This is a genomic window from Xanthomonas sp. CFBP 8151, assembly GCF_011761885.1.
GTDB lineage: Bacteria > Pseudomonadota > Gammaproteobacteria > Xanthomonadales > Xanthomonadaceae > Xanthomonas > Xanthomonas arboricola_B.
The window spans coordinates 1180896-1201737 of record NZ_JAASQZ010000002.1 but is presented as its reverse complement, the minus strand read 5'-3'; the positions used below and the strand labels follow the sequence as shown (position 1 = coordinate 1201737).

The following is a 20842-nucleotide window of genomic DNA, read 5'->3' as shown; positions in this document are numbered from 1 at the left end:
CCCGTATCTTCAGCCTCTCATTTGGCCAAGGACCTGGTCGGAATGGCGGGGGCGTGCATGATCACCAGCAGAGCAATCGCATGTTTACCAACCGATGCGTCTTCGTCCTCTTGCTGGCGTCGGCTCTCTTCGTAAAACCGGCAGCGGCGGTCGACATGCGCGCGATGCCATCCAGCACGACGGTCAGCCCGCAGCAGTTTCGCCAGGACCTGCAGGCGATCCACGCACGGATGCAGGTCACGCATCCGCAACTGGACTACACGCTCGACCCTGCGGCGCTGGATCAGGCATTTGCCGCGCTCATTTCTGCGGCAGACACACCACTGAGTCAGGATGCGGCATGGAGGCGCGCGGCCACATTGAACCCGCTGTTGTCGGATGGGCATCTGTCCATCCTGGCTGCGCAATGGCGCACCGGCGCACGCGATTACCTGCAGAAAGGCGGGCGACTGTTTCCCTACGAAGTGGGCGTCACTGCGGGCGGTGCGGTGGTGATCGTCTCGGCATTGGGCGGTGCACCCACTCCGTTGGCCGGGCGCGAAATAGCATCGATCAATGGTCTACCCGCCAGCACCGTTGCTGCAGAGTTGCTTGCGCGAACGCATGGCGACACGCCGGTGTTTCGCGCGGCCCTGCTGTCACGGCGATGGTGGTGGTATTACTGGAAGCGTTATGGCGCGCCACGTCAGTTCACCATCAGGATTGTCGCCGAATCGCACGAGATCGCGGTCTCTGCAAGCACTGCAGAGCCGGTTGCACTGCATGAAGCGAGCTTCGACGATACCTATCGGCTCCACTTCCCCACCGCCAGTGTTGCGGTGCTCACCGTCAAATCGTTTTATTGGGAAGACAAGAAACGCTATTACGCGTTGATGGAAGATGCATTCCGACGCATCAGGCGAGCGGGCGCTACCCACTTGATCATCGATGTGCGCGATAACGGCGGCGGCGATGACGACATGTGGATGCGCGGCATCTTGAAGTACATCGCAAGCGCGCCGTATAAAACTGGATCCAGCTATATCAAACGTGTTATCGAAGGGCGTCGCAATGCAGGCGAAACACCGGGCGATGCGATAGCCGGACACATAGAAACAGTCACCCAGCCAGAGATGCAGCATCCGCAGTTCTTCCACGGCAAGACGTATGTCTTGATCGGTCCTTACACCTACTCCTCGGCGATTCTGTTCGCCAATGTGATGAAGGATTATGGATTTGCAACGTTGGCCGGCTCCGGCAGCGCTGCAAGGCGCGGGCAGACCGGAGGAATCCAGTCGTTTGTCTACCCCGCCAGCGGGCTGGAGCTGGTGTGCCCGCGCTTCTATTTACTGCCACCCTCCAGCAGTGCCGGCTTGGCCTTGGTCGAGCCCGACATCGCATTGCACGACAGCATGGTCGATCCAGGACAGCAAGTGCTGGAGCTGGTGAAGTTCATCCAGGACGCACCCGCCAGCCGCATCGAGAAACACTGACTGTCTTCAGGCGCCGGCACTGATCATGCTGGCGGTGCCTCACCACACCAACGGCAGCAACCGATGGCTCTGCTTCGCATACGCGGGGTAGGCAACCGGAAAGGCACGCTGCAATGCGGCCTCTTCGATACGGATGCGATGCAGGAAGACCCAGGTCACCGGCACCACGATCGCCGCCACCGACAACCCATTGCCCATGCCCAGCGCCAGCCCGTAAAAGGCCATCAGCGCGCCGGTATAGGAGGGATGGCGCAGCCAGCGATACGGGCCGCTGCGCACCAGCTGGTGATCGGGCTGGATGGTCACATCCACCGTGAACCAACGTGCCAGCACCTGGATGGCCCACACGCGCAACGCCAGCCCGCTGCCGATCAAGGCGCAGCCGGCCCATTGCAGCGGCGCGCCCCAACCCTGTGGCCAGTGGGCCAGGCCGCTGTAGGCCAGTGCCACCGCAACGGCCACCGCCGCAGACAACACGCGCCACAGGTGTTGCAGGGTGCCTTGATCGTGCGCGCCACCGTCGCCGGCACGACGGCGGCGACTGAGCAGCAGTTCGTAGCCGCCCCACAGCAGATTGAGCGCAAGAAACAGACTGGAAGCGGACATGGCGTGACTCCGTGGCGATGGGTGGGCTGGTGATGCCAGTGTGCGGACGCGCCGCAGCGACGGCAGGGGCCGCAGGTCATCGATCGCACCTGCCGGAAGTCACTTTGTGCATGCGCACCATTGCCGAGTGGCCGCGCGGCCGTCAGCATCGCCGCATGAATTCTTCCCTGCCTCATCTTCTGCATCCCCTGCGTCTGGCCGGTGCGTTCACCATTGCCGCGGTGGCGTTGTCGTTCGTGCCGGACGCATCACCCCAGGGCGCCTGGCGCTGGGGCGTGCTGGCCGGCTTCACCGCGTTGTTTCTGCTGCACACCGTGTTGCCGCCATTACATGCGTTGCGCACTGTCGCAACGCTGCTGCAAGCGGTCATGGCCTTGCTGATGGTCTGGATGGAGCCGCGTGCCGGCACCGCCCCGGTGCTGCTGGTCATGCTGGTGGCGCAGGCGGGCATGACCTGGCCGCCGGTGCGCGTGTTGTTGCTGGCGCTGGCATTGAACGCGGGCATGTATGCGCTGCTGGTGCAGGCCGGGTTCGAGCGTCCGTGGTTGATCGTCGGCATCTACGCCGGTTTCCAGGCCTTCGCCGCGCTGACCGCCCATTACGCGCGCAGCGCCGAGCGCGCGCGCGATGCCCTGGCCTACGTCAATGCCGATCTGCTGGCCACCCGCGCCCTGCTGGCCGATAGCGCGCGCGATGCCGAGCGCCTGCGCCTGGCGCGCGAGTTGCACGACGTGGCCGGGCATAAGCTCACCGCCATGCGCATCAATCTGCGCCTGCTCGGCGCCGACCCGGCGCTGGCGCGGCGCGACGAGATCGCGGTGGTGGAGCAGCTGTCGGCCGAAGTGCTGTCGGACATCCGCAACGTGGTGCAGTCGCTGCGCGACGATCAGGGCCTGGACCTGCAGACCGCCTTGCGCGCGCTGGCCGCCCCGTTCCCGCGCCCGGCGCTGCGCCTGCAGATCGACCCGGACGTGCGCATCACCGATGCCCGCGTGGCCGAGCTGCTGTTGCGGCTGGTGCAGGAGGCGCTGACCAACGCGGTGCGGCATGCCGACGCCAACGAGGTTGCAGTGCACCTGCATCACGCCGGTGCGCAGCTGCACGTGGACATCTGCGACGATGGCCGCCGCGCCGAGCGCATCAGCGAAGGCAACGGCATCACCGGCATGCGCGAACGCCTGGCTGCCCTGCACGGGCAGCTTGAACTTGGCCGCACACCCACTGGCGGCATGCATCTGATGGCGAGACTACCCACATGAGTTCACATCGCATCGCGCTGGCCGACGACCAGATCCTGGTCCGCGCCGGCCTGCGCGCGCTGTTGCAGCAACAGGGCGTGGAAGTAGTCTGCGAGGCCGACGACGGCCAGGGCCTGCTGGACGCGCTCGCCAGCACCACGGTCGACGTAGTGCTCAGCGACATCCGCATGCCCGGCCTGGACGGCATCCAGGCGCTGCAGCAACTGCGCGCCCGCGGCGACCGCACCCCGGTGCTGTTGTTGACCACCTTCGACGACAGCGACCTGCTGCTGCGCGCCACCGAAGCCGGCGCGCAGGGCTTCCTGCTCAAGGACGCGGCCCCGGAGGACCTGCGCGAGGCGATCGAGCGGGTCGCCCACGGCGAGACCCTGCTGCAGCCGGTCAGCACCGACCCGGTACGGGCGCGCTACCAGTTCCGCGACCAGCAGCCCCCGCGCGAGACCTTCAGCGAACGCGAGGTGGCGATCCTGCGCCTGCTCGCCGGCGGCTATTCCAACAAGGAGATCGCCCGCACCCTGTTCCTGGCCGAAGGCACGGTGAAGAACTACGTCTCCACCATCCTGGAAAAGCTCGGCACCCGCGACCGCACAAGGGCGGTGTTGAAGGCGATCACGTTGCGGGTGATTTGAGGGCGGGGATTGGGGAGTCGGGATTGGGGATTCGTAAGGGCGGGGAATCGGGAATCGGGAATCGCAGGAGCGTAAGTTGGCAGGTGGGATGCTTGATGCAAAAAGGCCCCTCTGCCTCAAAGCCTGCTCTTCTCCAAAGCAACTCTGGCCTTCATGCGGGCCGGGAGCAGAGATCTGTGCGTTGCCGCCACCATGCGCCACTGCCAGTGCGATGTGCATGACGCACGCTGATCGTCGCCGACAATGCTGTTTCCGTCAGGTTCCATCTGGTTGTTTTTAAATGGAATTTCCCGACTTCGGCTGGATCGGGCAACAACCGTAAGGTTGCCGTCAGGTCGTGTGGGCGGCCTGGCACCAAGGTCGTCTGGCGGCCACCGATGCCGCTCGGGGACGCGCCGCGCTCCGGTCCGCTGCGGAGTGCGTCATGCGCCTGGTCCGGTATCTGTTCGTGCTGATCGTCGTGCTGTCCACCAGCGCCTGGGCGGCGCCGACCCAGGCCGACTTGCCGATCGCCTGGGTCCAGGCCGCACTGCATACCCAGCCGCCAACCGAGCGCGACCTGCGTGTCGGTGTGGCGCCCTGCGACCTGACCGCGCAGGGCGCGGTGGCCCGAACCTGCGACAGCTTGTCCGCCCATACCGACCAGAGTGGTTGCAGCCCGGGCCCGGCCTGTCGGCCATGGACAGGGCGCGGCGTTGGCAGCACCCATCGCATCGCAGCCGGCACGCCTGTGGCGTGGTCGACCCGCGGCCAGTTCAAGGTGGCTTTCAGCAACGGCTCCGAGCGCGATGACCGCCTGCACCCGGTGGCGCCGCACTGCACTGCCGGCCTGGTGGACGCGCCGGCCGGCATCCAGCCGCGCGCGCGGGACTGCGTAGGATAAGAACGTCGTCAGGTACCGTTGGCGATACGGCGGCAGGCCTGCCTGCCGCTATCTACGGTGGGCCGGAGCACCTAGCAAGGTGCACGTCAGCCAGCTCGCAGCGAGATGCATCGTGACCACCAGGAGTGTCATCCGGTGGCAGCTGGTCCGGTGCGCAGGTCGACCGTAGGTGCCAACGGCAGTGGCTTGGCCATCGCTGGCCCAAGTCCCGCGCATGCGCACGCTGTGCCGCGCCAACACACCGCAGCAACACACCGCCTGGCGGCGAGCCGCCAGGCAGGTGTCGACGCAGGGCTTACGGCCGGGGTGGGGTTTCCTGCGGGTTGATCTGCGGATCGTTGCCGACCTGGGGGTCACAGCTGAACCAGGTTTTCTTGTCCTTCCGGCTTTCGTCCTCGACGATGATGGTCAGGAAGATCAGCGTCGGGACGCTATTGGCATTGGCGACATGCACGCTGCGGCCGTCGGGGCTGATCGTGGGTTCTCCGATCTGTTTCAAGGCATCGGAACTCAGCAGACTCTTGATCTTGAAATGCCTGGGGACCACGTCTTCATCGAAGTAATAGAGCAGCGTCGATGCCTTGTCGTTCTTATCCACGATCAGCAGGTCCGGGGCGAAGCTGTAGAAATATTCGCCAGCGCCGGTGTTGCCGCCGAATCCCACCCGTGCCACCGTGAGTTTGATCTTGAAATCCGTCATGAGCTGTCCTGTTCCTTGAGAAGCGGGGCATAGAGGGAGACGAACCCCGGGTGGCGGTAGCCCGCGTGATACAGCCATCCGAGCTGTTGCGTAACGGCGCTGCGCTGACCCAGATGCACCTGTGCGCGAATCCAGGGGTCCAGCAGGTTCTTGTCGCGGCTGTTGCCGATGTCCTTGCCCAACACCGCCACCGCGCGCTGCCACGCCGCGCGTGCACCGGCTGCGTCGCCGGCGGCGGCCTGCTGTTCGCCGTGCCAGACCAGCGCCTGGGCCAAGGCGGACAGGCCGAGCAGATCGTCCGGCCTGGCGCGGTGCAAGGCATCCAGCTGCGCAACGATCGGCGCAAGGCCGTCGGCATCGTTGCCGGCGCGCGCGCGCTGCACCCGCTGCAGGCGTAGCGCGATGATGGCGTCCAGCCATTGCCATTCCGGCAGCGGTTGCGCCTGTTTCAGCAACGCGGCCATGGTCTGCCGGGCCCGATCGAGGTGCGGCACCGCCAGTTCGGGGTGCCCGTCCAGCGCGGCCATCCAGCCGACCTGTGCGTCGGCATGCGCCAGATCGCGGCGCCAGGCGACATTGTCCGGCTGCAAGGCCACCAGCGCCTGCAGCATGCGCAGGCTGTCCTGCGCATCGGTCTGCGCCTGGCGCAGCTGGCCACGCGCCAGCGCCAGGTTGGAGACGCGGATCAATGCGCCGGCCAGACGCCTGCGCCAGGCGTGCGCGTCGGGATCGTGGTCGACCAGCACGCGCAGCATGGCGATCTGCTCGCGATAGCCCTGCTCGGCGGGGGCCAGCAGGCCCTGCATTTCCTGCGTCAGGCTCAGCCAGGACAGGCTGTCGACCAGCTCGTAGCGCAGCGCCGCGTTGTCCGGCGTGCGCGCCAGCAACTGGCGCTTGAGGGCGATCGAGCGTGCAAACAGGCCGATCGCCGCACCGGTCCGGCCCTGTTCCTTGGCCAGCGTGCCGAGGTTGTTGAGGGCGTAGGACAGCTCCAGTTGCCAGTGCGGGTCCTGCGGCGCGGCGCGCACCAGCTGCTCGCAGGCGGCCAGGTACTGCGACCAGTACCGCTGTGCCACAGGCAACTGCTTGCTCCTGTAGGCAAGATCCCCCAGCCAATACGCGGTCTGCCCGGTTTCGGCATGCGCCTCCAGGGACGCCGGTGCACGCGCACGCGCCTGCTCGGCAGTGGCGGCGGCACGCGTGAATGCCGCATGCGCCTCGTCCAGCTTGCCCTGGTTCATCAGCACCTCGCCGGTGGTGCGCAGCGCACGGGCGTGGTTGATCAGATCGCCCGGCTGCATGCTCGCGCTGGGCAGGTCTTCCAGATAGCGCAGCGCGCGGCTGCCCACGCTGTCGAGCAGCTTGAGGTTGCCCACCGTGCGCAACTGCTCGGCCAGGTCGCCCAGCATGTAGCTCACCAGTTGCTGGGCCTGGTCGCGCCGTTGTTCGGCCACCTGTTGCGCTTGCCGCGCCTGCCAGCCCAGCAGCATCGAGGCGCTTGCCAGTACCACCAGCAAGGTCGCCGCCGCCGCATACAGGCCGCGGCGGCGCCGTTGCGAGCGTTCGCAGGCATGCAGGAACGCGTGATCCAACGCGTCCAGATCCTGCGGCATGCGCCGCGCCGCCTCACGCGCTTCGCTCAACGGGCGGCCGCTGTTGAGCAGGTGATCGCTGCGCCGGCCTTCGGCAGCCCAGCGCTGTGCGGCCAGCTGCAGCCGCTTGCGCGCCTGCAGCAGGCGGCGGTTTTCGTGGATCCAGTCGGCCGCGCGCGGCCATTGCCGCAGCAAGGCCTCGTGCGCGACCGCAAACCCCGGCTCGCCGGCCACCAGTTCGCTGACGAACAGGCGCGCCTGCACGAAGGCATCCACCAGCACGCGCGCTGCGCCGTGCGCCGGCAGGGCCGACCACAGCGCACGCCGCGCGGTCACCGCATCGCTGTCGGGATGGATCACGCTCAGCAAGCTCAGCACCTCGCCCAACGCCGCCTGTGCAGCAGCGGGCAAGGCACGGAAGGTGTGTTCGGCATGGTGCGCCAACGCGCCTTCCAGCCCGCCCAATGCGCGGTAGGCGGCAAAGGTCAGCAGCCCGTCGTCGCTGCGTTGCGCGTGCAAGGCATGCAGCAGATGCTGCAGCAACGGCAGCGCATCGGGCTGGCGCGCGGTGGCATCGCGCAGCACATCGTCCAGCCGGCTGGCGCTGTCGCGGTCCTCTTCGAAACGCAGCCCGGCCATGGCCGCTGGCACGCGGATGATCTGGCCGATCTCGCCATCGCACGGCGCCAGCAGATCCACATGGCCGTCGCCGCGTTTGAGTTCGACGATCTGCGGCAACGCATCGATCAGGCGTGGGTAGAAATCGCTACGGGTGAGCATCAGCACCGCCACCTGCGCGCTGCTGCACAGTGCCTGCAAGGCGGCGGCCAGTGCGGCGCGGTCGGCATCGGTGATCCCGGGCGTGGCCACCAGCGCTTCTGCGTGGTCGATCACCAGCAACAGATGGCGCTGGGTCTGCGCGCTGTCGCGCGCTGGTGGGCGTTGACGCATCGCTTCGCCAATGGCTGCATGCAGCGGGGCAGGGCGCTGCAGCCACTCGGGCAACGCCGCCATCTGCGCCGGCGAAAACACCGCGCGCCCGCCGGGGGCCAAGTCGCCGAGTGCGCGCGCCAGCGTGTCGAGCACATCGCCGCCACGGCATTGCGCCAGGTTGCAGTACGCCACCGCAATGGCTTCCAGGCCATCCAGCCCGCCGGGCTGCGCCAGCAACGGCACCACGCCGGCGCGCAGCAACGAGGTCTTGCCGCAGCCGCTGGCGCCGCTCACCAGCACCAGCCCGCGCTGGCTGTGCAATTGCGCGCGCATCGCGCCCAGCACCTGCGCAATCGCATGGCTGCGGCCGAAGAAGACCTCGGCGTGTGCGGGATCGAACGCCTGCAGCCCCACGTACGGGCTGCCGTGTCCCCACACCTGCGTGCCCATCACCGCACCGCGATAATCGTCGGGAAACACCACCTTGGGCAGCAGCCGGTACCCACGCTTGCGGATGGTTTCGATGTAGCGCGGTTGGCGGCTGTCGTCGCCCAGCTTGCGGCGCAGTTGGGCGATGGTCTTGTGCACCGGGTTGTCGCCGTAGAAGCTGCCGTGCCAGACCTCGATCAGCAACTGCTCGGCGCTGACCACCTCGCCGGCGCGTTCGGCCAGCGCGATCAGCACTTCCATCATGCGCGGTTCCAGCGCGATGGTCTGGCCGTCGTCGATCAGCGCAAGCCGTTCCGGCTCGACCAGCAAGGGCCCAAGCCGAAACCGCGGAACAGAGCCCAGCTGCGTGACGCGCTCGCTTCGAAGAGACATTCGCTCGGATACCGGTCGCACGGTGGGAGGGGCCCCGACGATCGCCATCAGGCGCGGCCGGGCACGGCACGGCAGGCGCAAAAGTAGCACAGCCGCTGGCGCAGGAAATCGATGGTGATCGCCGTTCGTTCGCGCCCGTGCGTGGAAGATGCAGGCCCGGCCACGCGGCATGCCAGGCGCTGCAAGCGGGCTTCACGCATCCCCATACAGCGGCGTGTGGTGCGCCTCAGGCTGTTTCGCCAGCAGGCCAGCGATTAAGATGCCGCCAGCATCTTGCTGACCAGGAGTTCACGTTGATCATCCATCCCAAAGTGCGCGGCTTCATCTGCACCACCACGCATCCGCTTGGCTGCGAGCGCAATGTGCTCGAGCAGATCGCTGCCGCGCGCGCGCGCGGCGTGCGCAATGACGGCCCGAAGAAGGTGCTGGTGATCGGCGCATCCAGCGGCTACGGCCTGGCCTCGCGTATCACTGCCGCGTTCGGCTTCGGTGCCGACACGCTGGGCGTGTTCTTCGAAAAACCCGGCAGCCCCAGCAAGGCCGGCACTGCCGGCTGGTACAACTCGGCCGCGTTCGACAAGCACGCCAAGGCCGCGGGCCTGTACAGCAAGTCGATCAATGGCGATGCGTTTTCCGATGCCGCGCGTGCCCAGGTCATCGAGCTGATCAAGACCGAGATGGGCGGCCAGGTCGACCTGGTGGTGTATTCGCTGGCCTCGCCGGTGCGCAAGCTGCCGGCCACCGGCGAAGTGAAACGCTCGGCGCTCAAGCCGATCGGCAACACCTATACCGCCACCGCCATCGACACCAACAAGGACACCATCATCCAGGCCTCGATCGAGCCGGCCAGCGCGCAGGAGATCGAAGACACCGTCACTGTGATGGGCGGGCAGGACTGGGAGCTGTGGATCGACGCGCTGGAAGGCGTCGGCGTGCTCGCCGACGGCGCGCGCTCGGTGGCCTTCAGCTATATCGGTACCGAGATCACCTGGCCGATCTACTGGCATGGTGCGCTGGGCAAGGCCAAGGTCGACCTGGACCACACCGCGCAGCGGTTGCACGCGCGCCTGGCCAAGCGCGGCGGCAGCGCCAACGTGGCGGTGCTCAAGTCGGTGGTCACCCAGGCCAGCGCGGCAATCCCGGTGATGCCGCTGTATATCTCCATGGTCTACAAGATCATGAAGGAAAAGGGCCTGCACGAAGGCACCATCGAGCAGCTCGACCGCCTGTTCCGCGAGCGCCTGTACCGCGAAGACGGCCAGCCCGCCGAGGTGGACGCCGAAAACCGCCTGCGCCTGGACGACTGGGAATTGCGCGACGACGTGCAGGACGCCTGCAAGGCGCTCTGGCCGCAGGTCACCACCGAGAACCTGTTCCAGCTCACCGACTACGCCGGCTACAAGCACGAGTTCCTCAAGCTGTTCGGCTTCGAGCGCGACGATGTGGACTACGACGCCGATGTAGCGACGGACGTGAAGTTCGACTGCATCGAGTTGGGGTGAATCGGGAATCGGGAATGGAGAATCGCAAGAGCGGTTTCTCCGCGCTTGGAGTTCCCAGCCCGATGAGTTTGAAAACGGCCGGCAGATCATGCCGGCCGTCTTAATAGGGGCCGTGGTGGTGTTGCGTGGCCCTGCAGCGGGGCACGCGTTGAGACGGCGCGCTGCTGCATTGTTGCGTCGTGGCTCCCGGTGACTGGTTCGACGAGCTCGGTAACGCCTTCATTGCCAATGTGGTGGATGGCGCGACGTGGAGGCGCCGTACCCTCATCCGCCCTTCGTGCACCTTCTCCCGAGGGGAGAAGGGATCAGTCCACGTGTCGCTCACCGCCCCCGGAGACACGTACCTTTGCTTCAACGACACCGCCACCAATCCCGAACGATCACCCCTGATGCCGGCACCCGATGGACAAACTGATCGCTCATTTCTTACTGGCATTTCTCGTCAGCGCCGTGTGCGCCGTGCTGTTGCGCTTTATGCGAGTGCACTTTGCGCTGAAAGCCACCGCCAATTTTGCGATCACAACCGCGGTCGTTTGCGCTGCAGTGATGCAGGACGGCTCGGCGCCTCTTTGGCAGGATGCGCTGCTGATTGCCTCGTTTTTCAGCGTCCCGGCCTCGGTGTGCGTGGTGTTGATGAGCGCCGTCATGGCATGGGTCGCGAACAAGCGCCGCGCACGCGGTAGGCGTAAGGCGGCGATCTGAAGTGGAGCGGGGTAACAGATACAGCGGGCGGCCTGATGGCCCACCCAGTAGTTTTATTGGCCGCTGCTGGTCAGTTCGCGCCGCAGCGCGCTTCATACGCTGCAGCGTCTCAACCAGATAGGCCACCAGAAGACTGAAGCGCCAGCGCTTTCAGCTCTTACGATTCCCGATTCCCCACTCCCGATTTACCGCCTCACATCGAACCGCGCATCCCCCACGCAGGCCTGCACATCGGCCACCGACAGCGGATTGAAATCGCCGGGAATCGAGTGCTTCAGGCAGCCTGCCGCCAGGCCGAAGCGCACCGTGTCCTCCAACGGCCAGCCTTCGATCAGGCCGTGCAGCACGCCGGCGGCGAACGCGTCGCCGCCGCCGATGCGGTCGATGATCGGGCTCAGTTCCTCGCTGGGCGCGCGCGCCACCGCGCCACTGCGCGGCACCAGCAGCGCGCCCAGGCTGTGGTGGTCCACGTTGTGCGCCACGCGCTGCGTGCAGGCCATCAGCTGCAGCTGCGGGAATGCGGCAAAGGCCTGCTGCGCGGCCGCTTCCACACGCGCTTCCAGCGTGTCCTGCGGGAACTCGCCGCCCAGCACCACGCCGATGTCGCGGTAGTCGGCAAACACCACGTCCGCACAGGCGAACAGCTGGTGCAGGATGCCGCGCGCATCGCCCTGCCAGCGTTGCCATAGCTTGGGCCGGTAATTGCCGTCGAACGAGACCTTGACCCCGGCCGCACGCGCCGCGCGTGCCGCCGCCAGCGTGGCCTGCGCCACGTCCGCACCCAGTGCCGGGCTGACCCCGGACAGATGCAGCCACTGCACGCCGTCCAGCAGGGCCGGCCAGTCGTAGGCGTCGGCCGGAGCCAGCGCAAACGCCGAGTCGGCGCGGTCGTAGACCACTTCGCTGGGGCGGTGGAGCGCGCCGGTGGTCAGGAAGTACAGCCCCATGCGCCCGTCCACCCGCCGCACATGCCGTGTGTCCACGTCGTGGCGGCGCAACTCGCCCAGCACCGCCGCTCCCAGCGGGTTGTCGGCCACCGTGCTGACCATGGCCACGGCATGGCCGAAATGCGCCAGCGACACGCCGACATTGGCCTCGGCCCCGCCGCAATGCACGTCCAGCCGCGGCTGCTGCAGTAGCAGCTCATGACCAGGCGCCCCCAGGCGCAGCAACAACTCTCCAAAGCACAGGATACGGGCACGACTCATGCGGCAATTACCTCGGCTGTGTGGTGCGTCACGGTGTGGGGGAACCGCTGCGCGTCAGGATGACCATCGGTGTCATTCTAGCCGGCGCCTAACGCGCCGGGCGAGGCCCATGATGCGACGCGCAGTGACCGCTTGCACCCCTTTTGGGCAAATTTGGTGACGTTTTCTGCTGCGCTGCAAGATGTTACGGGAGGATTCAGCTGGTAACGTCTTTTTGACTAGCGGTGTCATTACCGCTCACAACCAGACTTTCATGTTGTTCATGGACCCTTGGGAGGGGAGTACATGCAATTTCGGACCACCCGCCGGAAGACACCGGTTACCTTGCTGGCGTTGTCGATCGGCCTTGCGCTGAGCGGCCATCTGGCAGCACAAGAAACCACCCAAGCGCCTGCAGAACCGGCCGTCGACCTGGACACCGTCACGGTGACCGGCTATCGCGCCTCGGTGGAAAAGGCCCTGGACATCAAGCGCGGCGAAGCCGGCGTGGTCGATGCGATTGTCGCCGAGGACATCGGCAAGTTCCCCGACCTCAACCTGGCCGAGTCGCTGCAGCGCATCCCCGGCGTGGTGATCACCCGTGAGGCCGGCGAAGGCCGCGCCATCTCGGTGCGCGGCCTGGGCCCGGAGTTCACCCGCGTGCGCATCAACGGCATGGAAGCGCTCACCACCGTGGGTGCCGGCGACCAGAGCGGCGGCACCAACCGCGGCCGCGGCTTCGACTTCAACGTGTTCGCCTCGGACCTGTTCTCGCAGCTGATCGCGCGCAAGACCGCCTCGGCCGATGTGGAAGAAGGCTCGCTCGGCGCCACCGTCGACCTGCGCACCGCGCGCCCGTTCGACTACAACGGCTTCACCTTCGCCGCCAGCGGCCAGGCCGCCTACAACGCCATGGCCGAGAAGGCCAACCCGCGCGTGGCCGCGTTGATCGCCAACACCTGGGCCGACAACACCTTCGGTGCCCTGCTGTCGGTGGCCTACACCGAGCGCGAGGTGCTGGAAGAAGGCGCCAACACCGGCCGCTGGGCCAACGGCCCCAGCAACGGCAACTTCAGCGCCGCCTCGCCGTACGCCGCAGCGCGCTCGGCCGATGTCTACCACCCGCGCTTCCCGCGCTACACCCAGCAGATCCACGACCAGCAGCGCCTGGGCGTCACCGGCTCGCTGCAGTGGAAGCCCACCGACCGCACCACGCTGTCGCTGGACGCGCTGTATTCCAAGATCGACGCCAAGCGCGACGAGCACTACATCGAAGCGATCTCCTTCAGCCGCAACCGCGACGGGCTCACCCCGCGCCGGCCGGAGCGCGACGGCAAGCCGGGCACCATCGTGCGCAACGGCGAGATCCGCAACAACGCGCTGGTCTATGGCGAGTTCGACAATGTCGATATCCGCTCGGAAAACCGCCACGACGAGTGGAACACCAAGTTCACCCAGGTCAGCCTGGACCTGGAGCATCGCTTCAACGACGACTTCAGCATCAATGCCCGGGTCGGCACCTCGCGCTCTGCGCACGAGAACCCGGTGCAGACCACCATCATCATGGACAAGTACGACGTCGACGGCTACAGCTACGACTACCGTGGCAACAGCCGCGCGCCGGTGCTGAACTACGGCATCGACCCGACCAACCCCGCCGGTTGGGAGCTGGCCGAAATCCGCCTGCGTCCGCAGTCGGTGGACAACGACTTCGACACCGGCCAGATCGACTTCAACTGGAACATCAGCCCCGGCTTCCGCCTCAAGGGCGGCGTGCTGGCCAAGAACTACAGCTTCAGCACCGTCGAGCTGCGCCGCGCCAACGAACTGGCCGTGCCAACCTTCGCCAACGGCAGCACCATCGTGCCGGCCGACCTGACCGAACAGGCCGGGCTCAAGGGCATCAACGGCAGCCCGTCCAGCTGGGTGGTGCCCAACCTGGATGCGGTGGCCGACCTGTTCGGCATCTACAGCAACAGCGGCACCTTCGCCGTGGCACCGCGCGTCAACAACAGCCGCAGCGTCGAGGAAAAGGACCGCGGCGTCTGGTTGATGGGCGAGTTCTCCACCGACCTGGGTTCCATCCCGCTGTCGGGCAACTTCGGCGTGCGCTACGTGGAGACCGAGCAGGAATCCACCGGCTATGCGCTGATCAACAACGCACCAGCGCTGACCACGGTGGGCCGCAAGTACGACAACACGCTGCCCTCGTTCAACCTGGTCGCCGAGCTGGCACCGGACCTGCTGCTGCGCCTGGGTGCGGCCAAGGTGATGAGCCGCCCGGGCCTGGGCAGCCTCACCCCCGGCGTGACCGTGGCGGTGGCCGGCGGCGCGCGCACCGTGGCCGGCGGCAACCCGGATCTGAATCCGATCGAAGCCACCAATGTCGACCTCGGCCTGGAGTGGTACTTCGACGAAGGCGCCATGCTCGGTGTCGGCCTGTTCTACAAGGACATCGAGAGCTTCATCCAGACCGCGCGCGAAGTGCGTCCGTACTCCAGCAGCGGCCTGCCGGCCTCGTTGCTGGAGGGCACCGGCGCCACCGTCAACGACGACTTCGCCTTCAGCATCCCGCTCAATACCCCGGGCGGCGAATTGAAGGGCGTGGAAGCCAACTACACCCAGCCCTTCACCTTCCTGCCGGGCAAGTGGGCCAACCTGGGCGTGCAGCTCAACTACACCTGGGTCGATTCGCAGATCCAGTACCTGGCCAGCAGCGGCGCACCGGTGATGAAGAACGACCTGCTCGGGCTGTCGCGCTCGTCGTGGAATGCCACGCTGTTCTACGAAGGCGACTCCTTCGCCGGGCGCGTGTCGGCCACCAACCGCGACGACTACCTCACCCAGGCACCGGGTGCGGAAACCGGCTTCAACGTCGACGGCGTGCACGGGATGACTGGCACCACCATCCTCGACGCCTCGCTGCGCTACAAGATCAGCAAGCAGCTGGAGCTGAGCCTGGAAGGCATCAACCTCACCAACGAAGCCTCCGACGAATGGGTGTCCTCGCCGCGTACCGGCCAGCTGCCGCTGCAGTACGCCGAAACCGGCCGCCAGTACCTGCTGGGCCTGCGCTACAAGTTCTGACCCGCTGTCTGCCCGCTGCGCACACGCGCAGCGGGCCCCGATCCGACGCCTGATCGCTGCGCATGCGTTGCCGTTGCCGCACGCATGCAACGCGGTGGGCGTGATGTTGGAAGCGTCAGGCACCACGCAGCGGACAGTCGCCTGACGACTGCGCAGCGGTGCTGCCGGTCGCTCATCTCGACGCCGGTGGCCCGTGGGGAGGCTGAGCGCGTCATTGCAGCCAGTGCCATTGGAGTGAGTGCATCATGCAAGCCCGTTTGCGTCGTCCCGCCGCCGAGGCAGGCGTCCGCCTGTCCGCCGCACGTTTGTCGGTAGCCATCGTCCTGGCCTTGCACGGTGTGAGCGCTGCCGCGCAAACCGTCGGCCCGCCGGCCACACCCACCGATGCGGTCGACCTGGACCGCGTGCAGGTCAAGGCCACCTACCGCGAAAGCCTGCAGCAATCGCTGGACGCCAAGCGCTACAGCGTGGAGCAGGTGGATGCCATCTATGCCGAAGACATCGGCAAGTTTCCCGATCTGAACCTGGCCGAATCGATGCAGCGCATCGCCGGCGTCTCCATCGACCGCGAGGGCGGCGAGGGCAAGCAGATCTCCGTGCGCGGCCTGGGTTCGGATTTCACCCGCGTGCGCATCAACGGGCTGGAAGCGCTGGCTACCGCCGGCAGCGGCAGCGATGGCGTCAACCGCAGCCGCGGTTTCGACTTCAATACCTTTGCCTCCGAACTCTTCAGCCGCGTCACCATCAGCAAGACCCAGTCGGCGCAGATGGACGAAGGCTCATTGGGTGCCACGGTCGACCTACGCGGCTCGCGCCCGTTCGACTTCGACGGCTTCGAAGCGGCCGCGTCCACGCAATACGGCTACAACGATCTCTCGCGGGAAAAAGACCCGCGCTTTTCCGGTCTGATCAGCAACATCTGGGCCGATGGCCGCGTCGGCGCGCTGATGTCGGTGTCCTACAGCGAGCGCCATCTGCGCGAGGAAGGCTACAACCCGGTGCGCTGGGAGCACGGCAACTACCGCAACTCCAACCAGAGCACCGCCACCAACAACGGTACCTACGGCTTCTGTTCGCCGGTGGGCTACAACCCGCAGACCCCGCGCAACCCGCTGGCCAACGAAACCCCTGCCGGGGTCGGCTCGCAGGCCAACCAGGACCGCAACAACGGCTGGGGCAGCTACGGCATCAGCGCCACCAACTGCGGCACCGGCATTGCGCGCCCGGCCAACACGCCGGAGAACATCCAGGCCTATGAAACCGCCACCAATGCCTGGATTCCGCGCTACCCGCGCTACATCCGCACCGATCACGAGATCAAGCGCCTGGGCGTCACCGGCGCGCTGCAGTTCAAGGTCAGCGACGACACCCTGCTGAACTTCGACATGCTGTATTCCAAGCTGGACAAGGACCAGCGCGAAGACTCGGTCGGTGCCAACCTGCACCGCACCGCCAACTTCGGCGGCAAGACCCAGATCGCGGTGCGCGAAGCGCAGGTGGACGACCAGAACCGCCTCACCTATGGCGTGTTCGACAACGTCGACTTCCGCACCGAATCCAGCAACATCGAAGAATCCACCGAGTTCAAGCAGTTCAGCCTGGACCTGCAGCACCGCTTCAACGACCAGGTGCGCGTCAATGCATTGGTCGGCCACTCGACCTCTGACTACGAACGCCCCGAGTTTTCGATGGTGAGTTTCGACAACACCAACCTGGACGGCTTCGTGCTGGACCGGCGCGGTGGCGGCGACTACCCCAGCATGAGTTTCCCGTTCGACGCGGGTAACCCGAATAACTGGCAGTGGCTGGGCTACGGCGCAGTGCCGGTCAACAGCAACGGCACCGCGCGCGGCACCAACATCAGCGAGGTGCGGCTCAACCCGCAGTCGGTGGGCAACACCTTCGACACCGCCAAGGTGGATCTGGAATTCAACATCAGCCCCACCTTCACCTTCCGCACCGGGCTGGCCTACAAGAACTACGACATGGACACGTCGGAGTCGCGCAACATCTCCTACGGGCGACTGGCGCAGGCACTGCCGGCCGGTGTGGGTGTGAATGAGCTGAGCACTAATTTGGCCGGCTTCGGCCGCAGCTTGAACGGCAGCTTCCCCACCACCTGGGTGATCCCGGATTTCCAAAAAGTCGCCGACCTGCTCAACATCAATTGCGATTGCGACACCGGCGTGCCGGGCGGCGACTACCGGCTGGCCGATGTCGGCCACTTCGGCTCGTCCAACAACAATTTCGCCGTCAACGAAAAGAGCCTGGGCACCTACCTGCAGCTGGACTTCAACACCGACCTGTGGGGCCGCGCGCTGCGCGGCAACCTGGGCGTGCGCTATGTGCAGACGCAGATCGCCGCCAGCGGCTATGCGCCGTGCACGGCCACCGCGGCCGGTGCGATTTCGCCCAACTGCCAGTCGTTCTTCGGCGTGGCCAGCGCCACCGCCGCGGCCGGCGAGCGCCTGCTGGTGCCCACCACCGTCAACCACCACTACCGCGACATCCTGCCCTCGTTGAACCTGTCCTGGGATGTCAGCGACGAGGTGGTGCTGCGCTTGGGCGCGGCCAAGACCATGGCGCGCCCCACGCTGGCATACCTGTCGCCCAGCGTCAGCGGCGGCCCCACCCAGTACTTCGACGACGGACGTTTTTTCTCGATCAACCTGGGCAACCCCAAGCTCGACCCGTTCCGCTCCACCAACTACGACCTCAGCGCCGAGTGGTACTTCCGCGAGGGCTCGCTGCTGTCGGCGGCGGTGTTCTACAAGGACATCGACAGCTACGTGCAGCGCACCCGCGTGCTCAGCACCTGGGAAGCGATGGGCTACTCGCTGGACCTGCTGCCGGCCGGCTTCACGCCGGACACCATCTTCAACGTGCAGAGCTACTTCAACACGCCCGGCGGCCCGCTCAAGGGCTTCGAGCTGACCTACCAGCAGGCGTTCGATTTCCTGCCCGGCTTCTGGCGCAACTTCGGCGTGCAGCTCAACTACACCCAGGTCGATTCCAAGATCAATTACCTGTTCAGTACCGCCGGCAGCAGCAATACCAGCATCACCACCACCGCCACCGAGCGCGACCTGCTCAACCTTTCGCCACAGTCCTACAACGCCACCGTCTATTACGACGACGGCCGCTTCAGTGCGCGCGTGTCCACCAGCTACCGCGATGGCTACATCAACAACATCCTCGCCCAGGAAGACGTCTACGACCTGGATGGCAAGCGCCTGGTCACGGCCGACGTGACCGGCAAATACAGCGTGGAAAACGTGGATTTCAACATGTCCTACAAGCTCAACGACCAGCTGTCGCTGACCTTCGAGGCCATCAACCTGCTCGACACCCCCGACCGCCGCTACGTCGATTCCACGCTGGAACTGCCCGACAAGTACACCGTCACCGGGCGCCAGTACTACATCGGCGCGCGCTACAAGTTCTGACAGGAGCAACGCATGCAACCGCATCGCAGGATCGTGTTACGTACTCTCGCTGCCACCGCCTTGCTGGCCGGGCTGTCGCTCGGCAGCACGACCGCCATCGCCGCAGACCCGGTCTACACCGTGGCCAAGCAGGGCAGTGCCGGCTACCGCACCGTGCAGGCCGCCATCGATGCCGCCGTGCAGGGAGGCAAGCGCGCGCAGATCAACATCGGCGCCGGCACCTACCAGGAACTGATCGCGGTGCCGTCCAACGCACCGGCGCTCAAGCTCACCGGTGCCGGCGCCACCCAGACCATCATCACCTACGACAACTACGCCTCACGCATCAATCCGGCCACCGGCACCGAGTACGGCACGTCCGGCTCGTCCAGCGTCATCATTGCCGGCAACGACTTCACTGCCGAGCAACTGAGCTTCGGCAATCACGCCGGCCCGGTCGGGCAGGCGGTGGCGGTGCGCGTGGATGGCGACCGCGCCGCGTTCCGCAACGTGCGTTTCGTCGGCTACCAGGACACGCTGTACCTGCGCGGCGCCAAGCTGTCCTACTTTCTCGACTGCTATGTCGAAGGCACCGTGGACTTCGTGTTCGGCGCCGGCACCGCGCTGTTCGAGAATGTGCAGCTGCACTCGCTGGGCGACGGCTATCTCACCGCTGCCTCCACCCCGCAGGAGAGCGCACGCGGCTTCGTGTTTCGCAATGCGCGCGTCACCGCTGCCAGCGGCGTGTCGCGCGTGCACCTGGGCCGGCCGTGGCGCCCGTATGCCAGCGTCAGCTTCATCGGCAGCCAGCTCGGCGCGCACATCCTGCCCGAGGGCTGGAACAACTGGGGCAACGCCGCCAACGAGGCCACCGCCCGCTACAGCGAGTACCAGAGCAGCGGCGCCGGCGCCAACCCGTCGCGCCGCGTGAAGTGGTCGCGCCAGCTCACTGCTGCGCAGGCCGCCGCGCTGGACCGCAACACCATCCTCGGCACCTGGAGGCCGTTCTGATGCGCAAGCTCACCACCTTCGCCCTCGCCACCGCGCTGCTGCTGGCACCGCTGTCCGCACTGGCCGACAAGATCGCCGACAACATGCTGTTGCTGCAGACTGCCTCCGGTGGTTGGTCCAAGCAGTACAAGGGCGTCGCCGTCGACTACAACCGCACCTTCACCGCTGCGGAAATCGCCGAGCTGCAGCAACCCGGGCGCAAGGACGACGCCACCATCGACAACAAGGCCACCACCTACGAGATCGGCTACCTCTCCACCCTCTACAAGACCGAGAAGAACGCCAAGTACGTGGCCGCCGCCAAGCGCGGCGTGGACTATCTGCTCACCGCGCAATACGCCAACGGCGGCTGGCCGCAGTTCTACCCGGACCTGTCGTCCTACCATCACCAGATCACCTACAACGACGATGCAATGGTGCGCGTGCTCAACCTGCTGCAGGACATCAGCGAGGGCAAGGGCGACACCGGCGCGCTGCTGCGTGCCAGCCACGGTGCACGCGCCCGCCAGGCGGTGACCAAGGGGCTGGAATGCGTGCTCGCCACCCAGGTCAAGATCGGCGGCACGCTCACCATCTGGGGCGCGCAGTACGACGAGGTCACGCTCAAGCCGGCCAAGGCACGCGCGTATGAGCTGGCCTCGCTGGCCTCCAGCGAGTCGGTCAGCATCGTGCGCTTTCTGATGCGCCAGCCCACCCCGTCCGCGCAGATCAAGGCATCGGTCGAGGCCGCTGCACGCTGGTTCGACACCCACCGCATGCGCGACCTGGCCACCAAGAAGATCGACGACCCCACCCAGGAAACCGGCCAGGACGTGATCCTCATCGCGCAACCGGGTGCGTCACTATGGGCACGCTTCTACGACCTGCAGAATCAACGCCCGCTCTACGCCAACCGCGACGGCAAGGCCTTGACCGAGTACATGCAGGTGCCCAACGAGCGCCGCGTCGGTTATGCCTGGCACGGCACCTGGCCGGACAAGCTGTTGAAGGACGACATTCCCAAGTGGCGCACCGCCAACGGTCTGTAAGTGC

The 20842-nt window shown here is 66.3% G+C and carries 13 protein-coding genes and 1 pseudogene; 10 read left to right on the top strand and 4 right to left on the bottom strand.

All coding sequences use genetic code 11. The features are described 5' to 3' along the window. The first annotated feature begins 53 nt into the window (after window positions 1–53). The gene (locus FHT08_RS20140) at window positions 54–1472 is read left to right on the top strand and encodes a S41 family peptidase (protein WP_166775314.1); all 1419 of its coding nucleotides are present in this window, start codon (window positions 54–56) and stop codon (window positions 1470–1472) included. Window positions 1473–1511: 39 nt separating this feature from the next. Here the strand turns inward: FHT08_RS20140 and FHT08_RS13135 are convergent, their stop codons facing one another. Then, window positions 1512–2078, bottom strand: coding sequence for a PEMT/PEM2 methyltransferase family protein (locus tag FHT08_RS13135; RefSeq protein WP_166775313.1), 567 nt, complete (start codon window positions 2076–2078; stop codon window positions 1512–1514). A 32-nt stretch (window positions 2079–2110) separates the two neighbouring features. Here FHT08_RS13135 and FHT08_RS13130 point away from each other — a divergent pair, with 32 nt between their 5' ends. From FHT08_RS13130 to FHT08_RS13120, 3 genes and pseudogenes are all read left to right on the top strand, one after another. Beyond that, the gene (locus FHT08_RS13130) at window positions 2111–3337 is read left to right on the top strand and encodes a sensor histidine kinase (protein WP_166775480.1); all 1227 of its coding nucleotides are present in this window, start codon (window positions 2111–2113) and stop codon (window positions 3335–3337) included. Then, window positions 3334–3966: a response regulator transcription factor gene (locus FHT08_RS13125; protein WP_166775312.1), complete on the top strand. Its 633-nt coding sequence runs from the start codon at window positions 3334–3336 to the stop codon at window positions 3964–3966. Before FHT08_RS13130 ends, FHT08_RS13125 begins: the two co-directional genes overlap by 4 nt. A gap of 424 nt (window positions 3967–4390) precedes the next feature. Continuing rightward, a pseudogene (locus tag FHT08_RS13120) lies at window positions 4391–4765 on the top strand (hypothetical protein); the annotation flags it as partial. 379 nt (window positions 4766–5144) lie between these two features. Here FHT08_RS13120 and FHT08_RS13115 read toward each other — a convergent pair. Together FHT08_RS13115 and FHT08_RS13110 are read right to left on the bottom strand one after the other, a co-directional pair. After that, window positions 5145–5549 carry a hypothetical protein gene (locus FHT08_RS13115; RefSeq protein WP_047129879.1) on the bottom strand — a complete coding sequence of 135 codons (405 nt, stop codon included), beginning with the start codon at window positions 5547–5549 and terminating at the stop codon, window positions 5145–5147. Beyond that, a complete protein-coding gene (locus FHT08_RS13110) occupies window positions 5546–8896 on the bottom strand; it encodes a winged helix-turn-helix domain-containing protein (RefSeq protein WP_104645565.1) in 3351 nt (1116 codons plus the stop codon). The genes FHT08_RS13115 and FHT08_RS13110 overlap by 4 nt, the downstream gene beginning before the upstream one ends. Before the next feature lie 293 nt (window positions 8897–9189). Between FHT08_RS13110 and fabV the strand changes: the two genes are divergently transcribed. Together fabV and FHT08_RS13100 are read left to right on the top strand one after the other, a co-directional pair. Beyond that, entirely contained in the window at window positions 9190–10398 is a 1209-nt protein-coding gene (gene fabV, locus FHT08_RS13105) for an enoyl-ACP reductase FabV (RefSeq protein ID WP_166775311.1), read from the top strand. 402 nt (window positions 10399–10800) lie between these two features. Beyond that, a complete protein-coding gene (locus FHT08_RS13100; RefSeq protein ID WP_047126437.1) occupies window positions 10801–11100 on the top strand; it encodes a hypothetical protein in 300 nt (99 codons plus the stop codon). Window positions 11101–11285: 185 nt separating this feature from the next. Here FHT08_RS13100 and FHT08_RS13095 read toward each other — a convergent pair whose 3' ends face one another. Further along, complete coding sequence (locus FHT08_RS13095) at window positions 11286–12308, bottom strand: sugar kinase (RefSeq protein ID WP_104645566.1); 1023 nt, start codon at window positions 12306–12308, stop codon at window positions 11286–11288. A gap of 285 nt (window positions 12309–12593) precedes the next feature. Between FHT08_RS13095 and FHT08_RS13090 the strand changes: the two genes are divergently transcribed. The 4 genes from FHT08_RS13090 (at window position 12594) to pelA (ending at window position 20838) form a co-directional block, all read left to right on the top strand. Continuing rightward, window positions 12594–15374 carry a TonB-dependent receptor gene (locus FHT08_RS13090; protein WP_104645567.1) on the top strand — a complete coding sequence of 927 codons (2781 nt, stop codon included), beginning with the start codon at window positions 12594–12596 and terminating at the stop codon, window positions 15372–15374. Between the two features lie 245 nt (window positions 15375–15619). Next, window positions 15620–18820, top strand: a complete 3201-nt coding sequence (locus FHT08_RS13085) for a TonB-dependent receptor (RefSeq protein WP_166775310.1) — start codon at window positions 15620–15622, stop codon at window positions 18818–18820. A gap of 12 nt (window positions 18821–18832) precedes the next feature. Then, entirely contained in the window at window positions 18833–19810 is a 978-nt protein-coding gene (locus FHT08_RS13080; RefSeq protein ID WP_166775309.1) for a pectinesterase family protein, read from the top strand. Further along, window positions 19810–20838 carry a pectate lyase gene (gene pelA / locus FHT08_RS13075; RefSeq protein ID WP_102583074.1) on the top strand — a complete coding sequence of 343 codons (1029 nt, stop codon included), beginning with the start codon at window positions 19810–19812 and terminating at the stop codon, window positions 20836–20838. The genes FHT08_RS13080 and pelA overlap by 1 nt, the downstream gene beginning before the upstream one ends. Window positions 20839–20842: the final 4 nt, after the last annotated feature.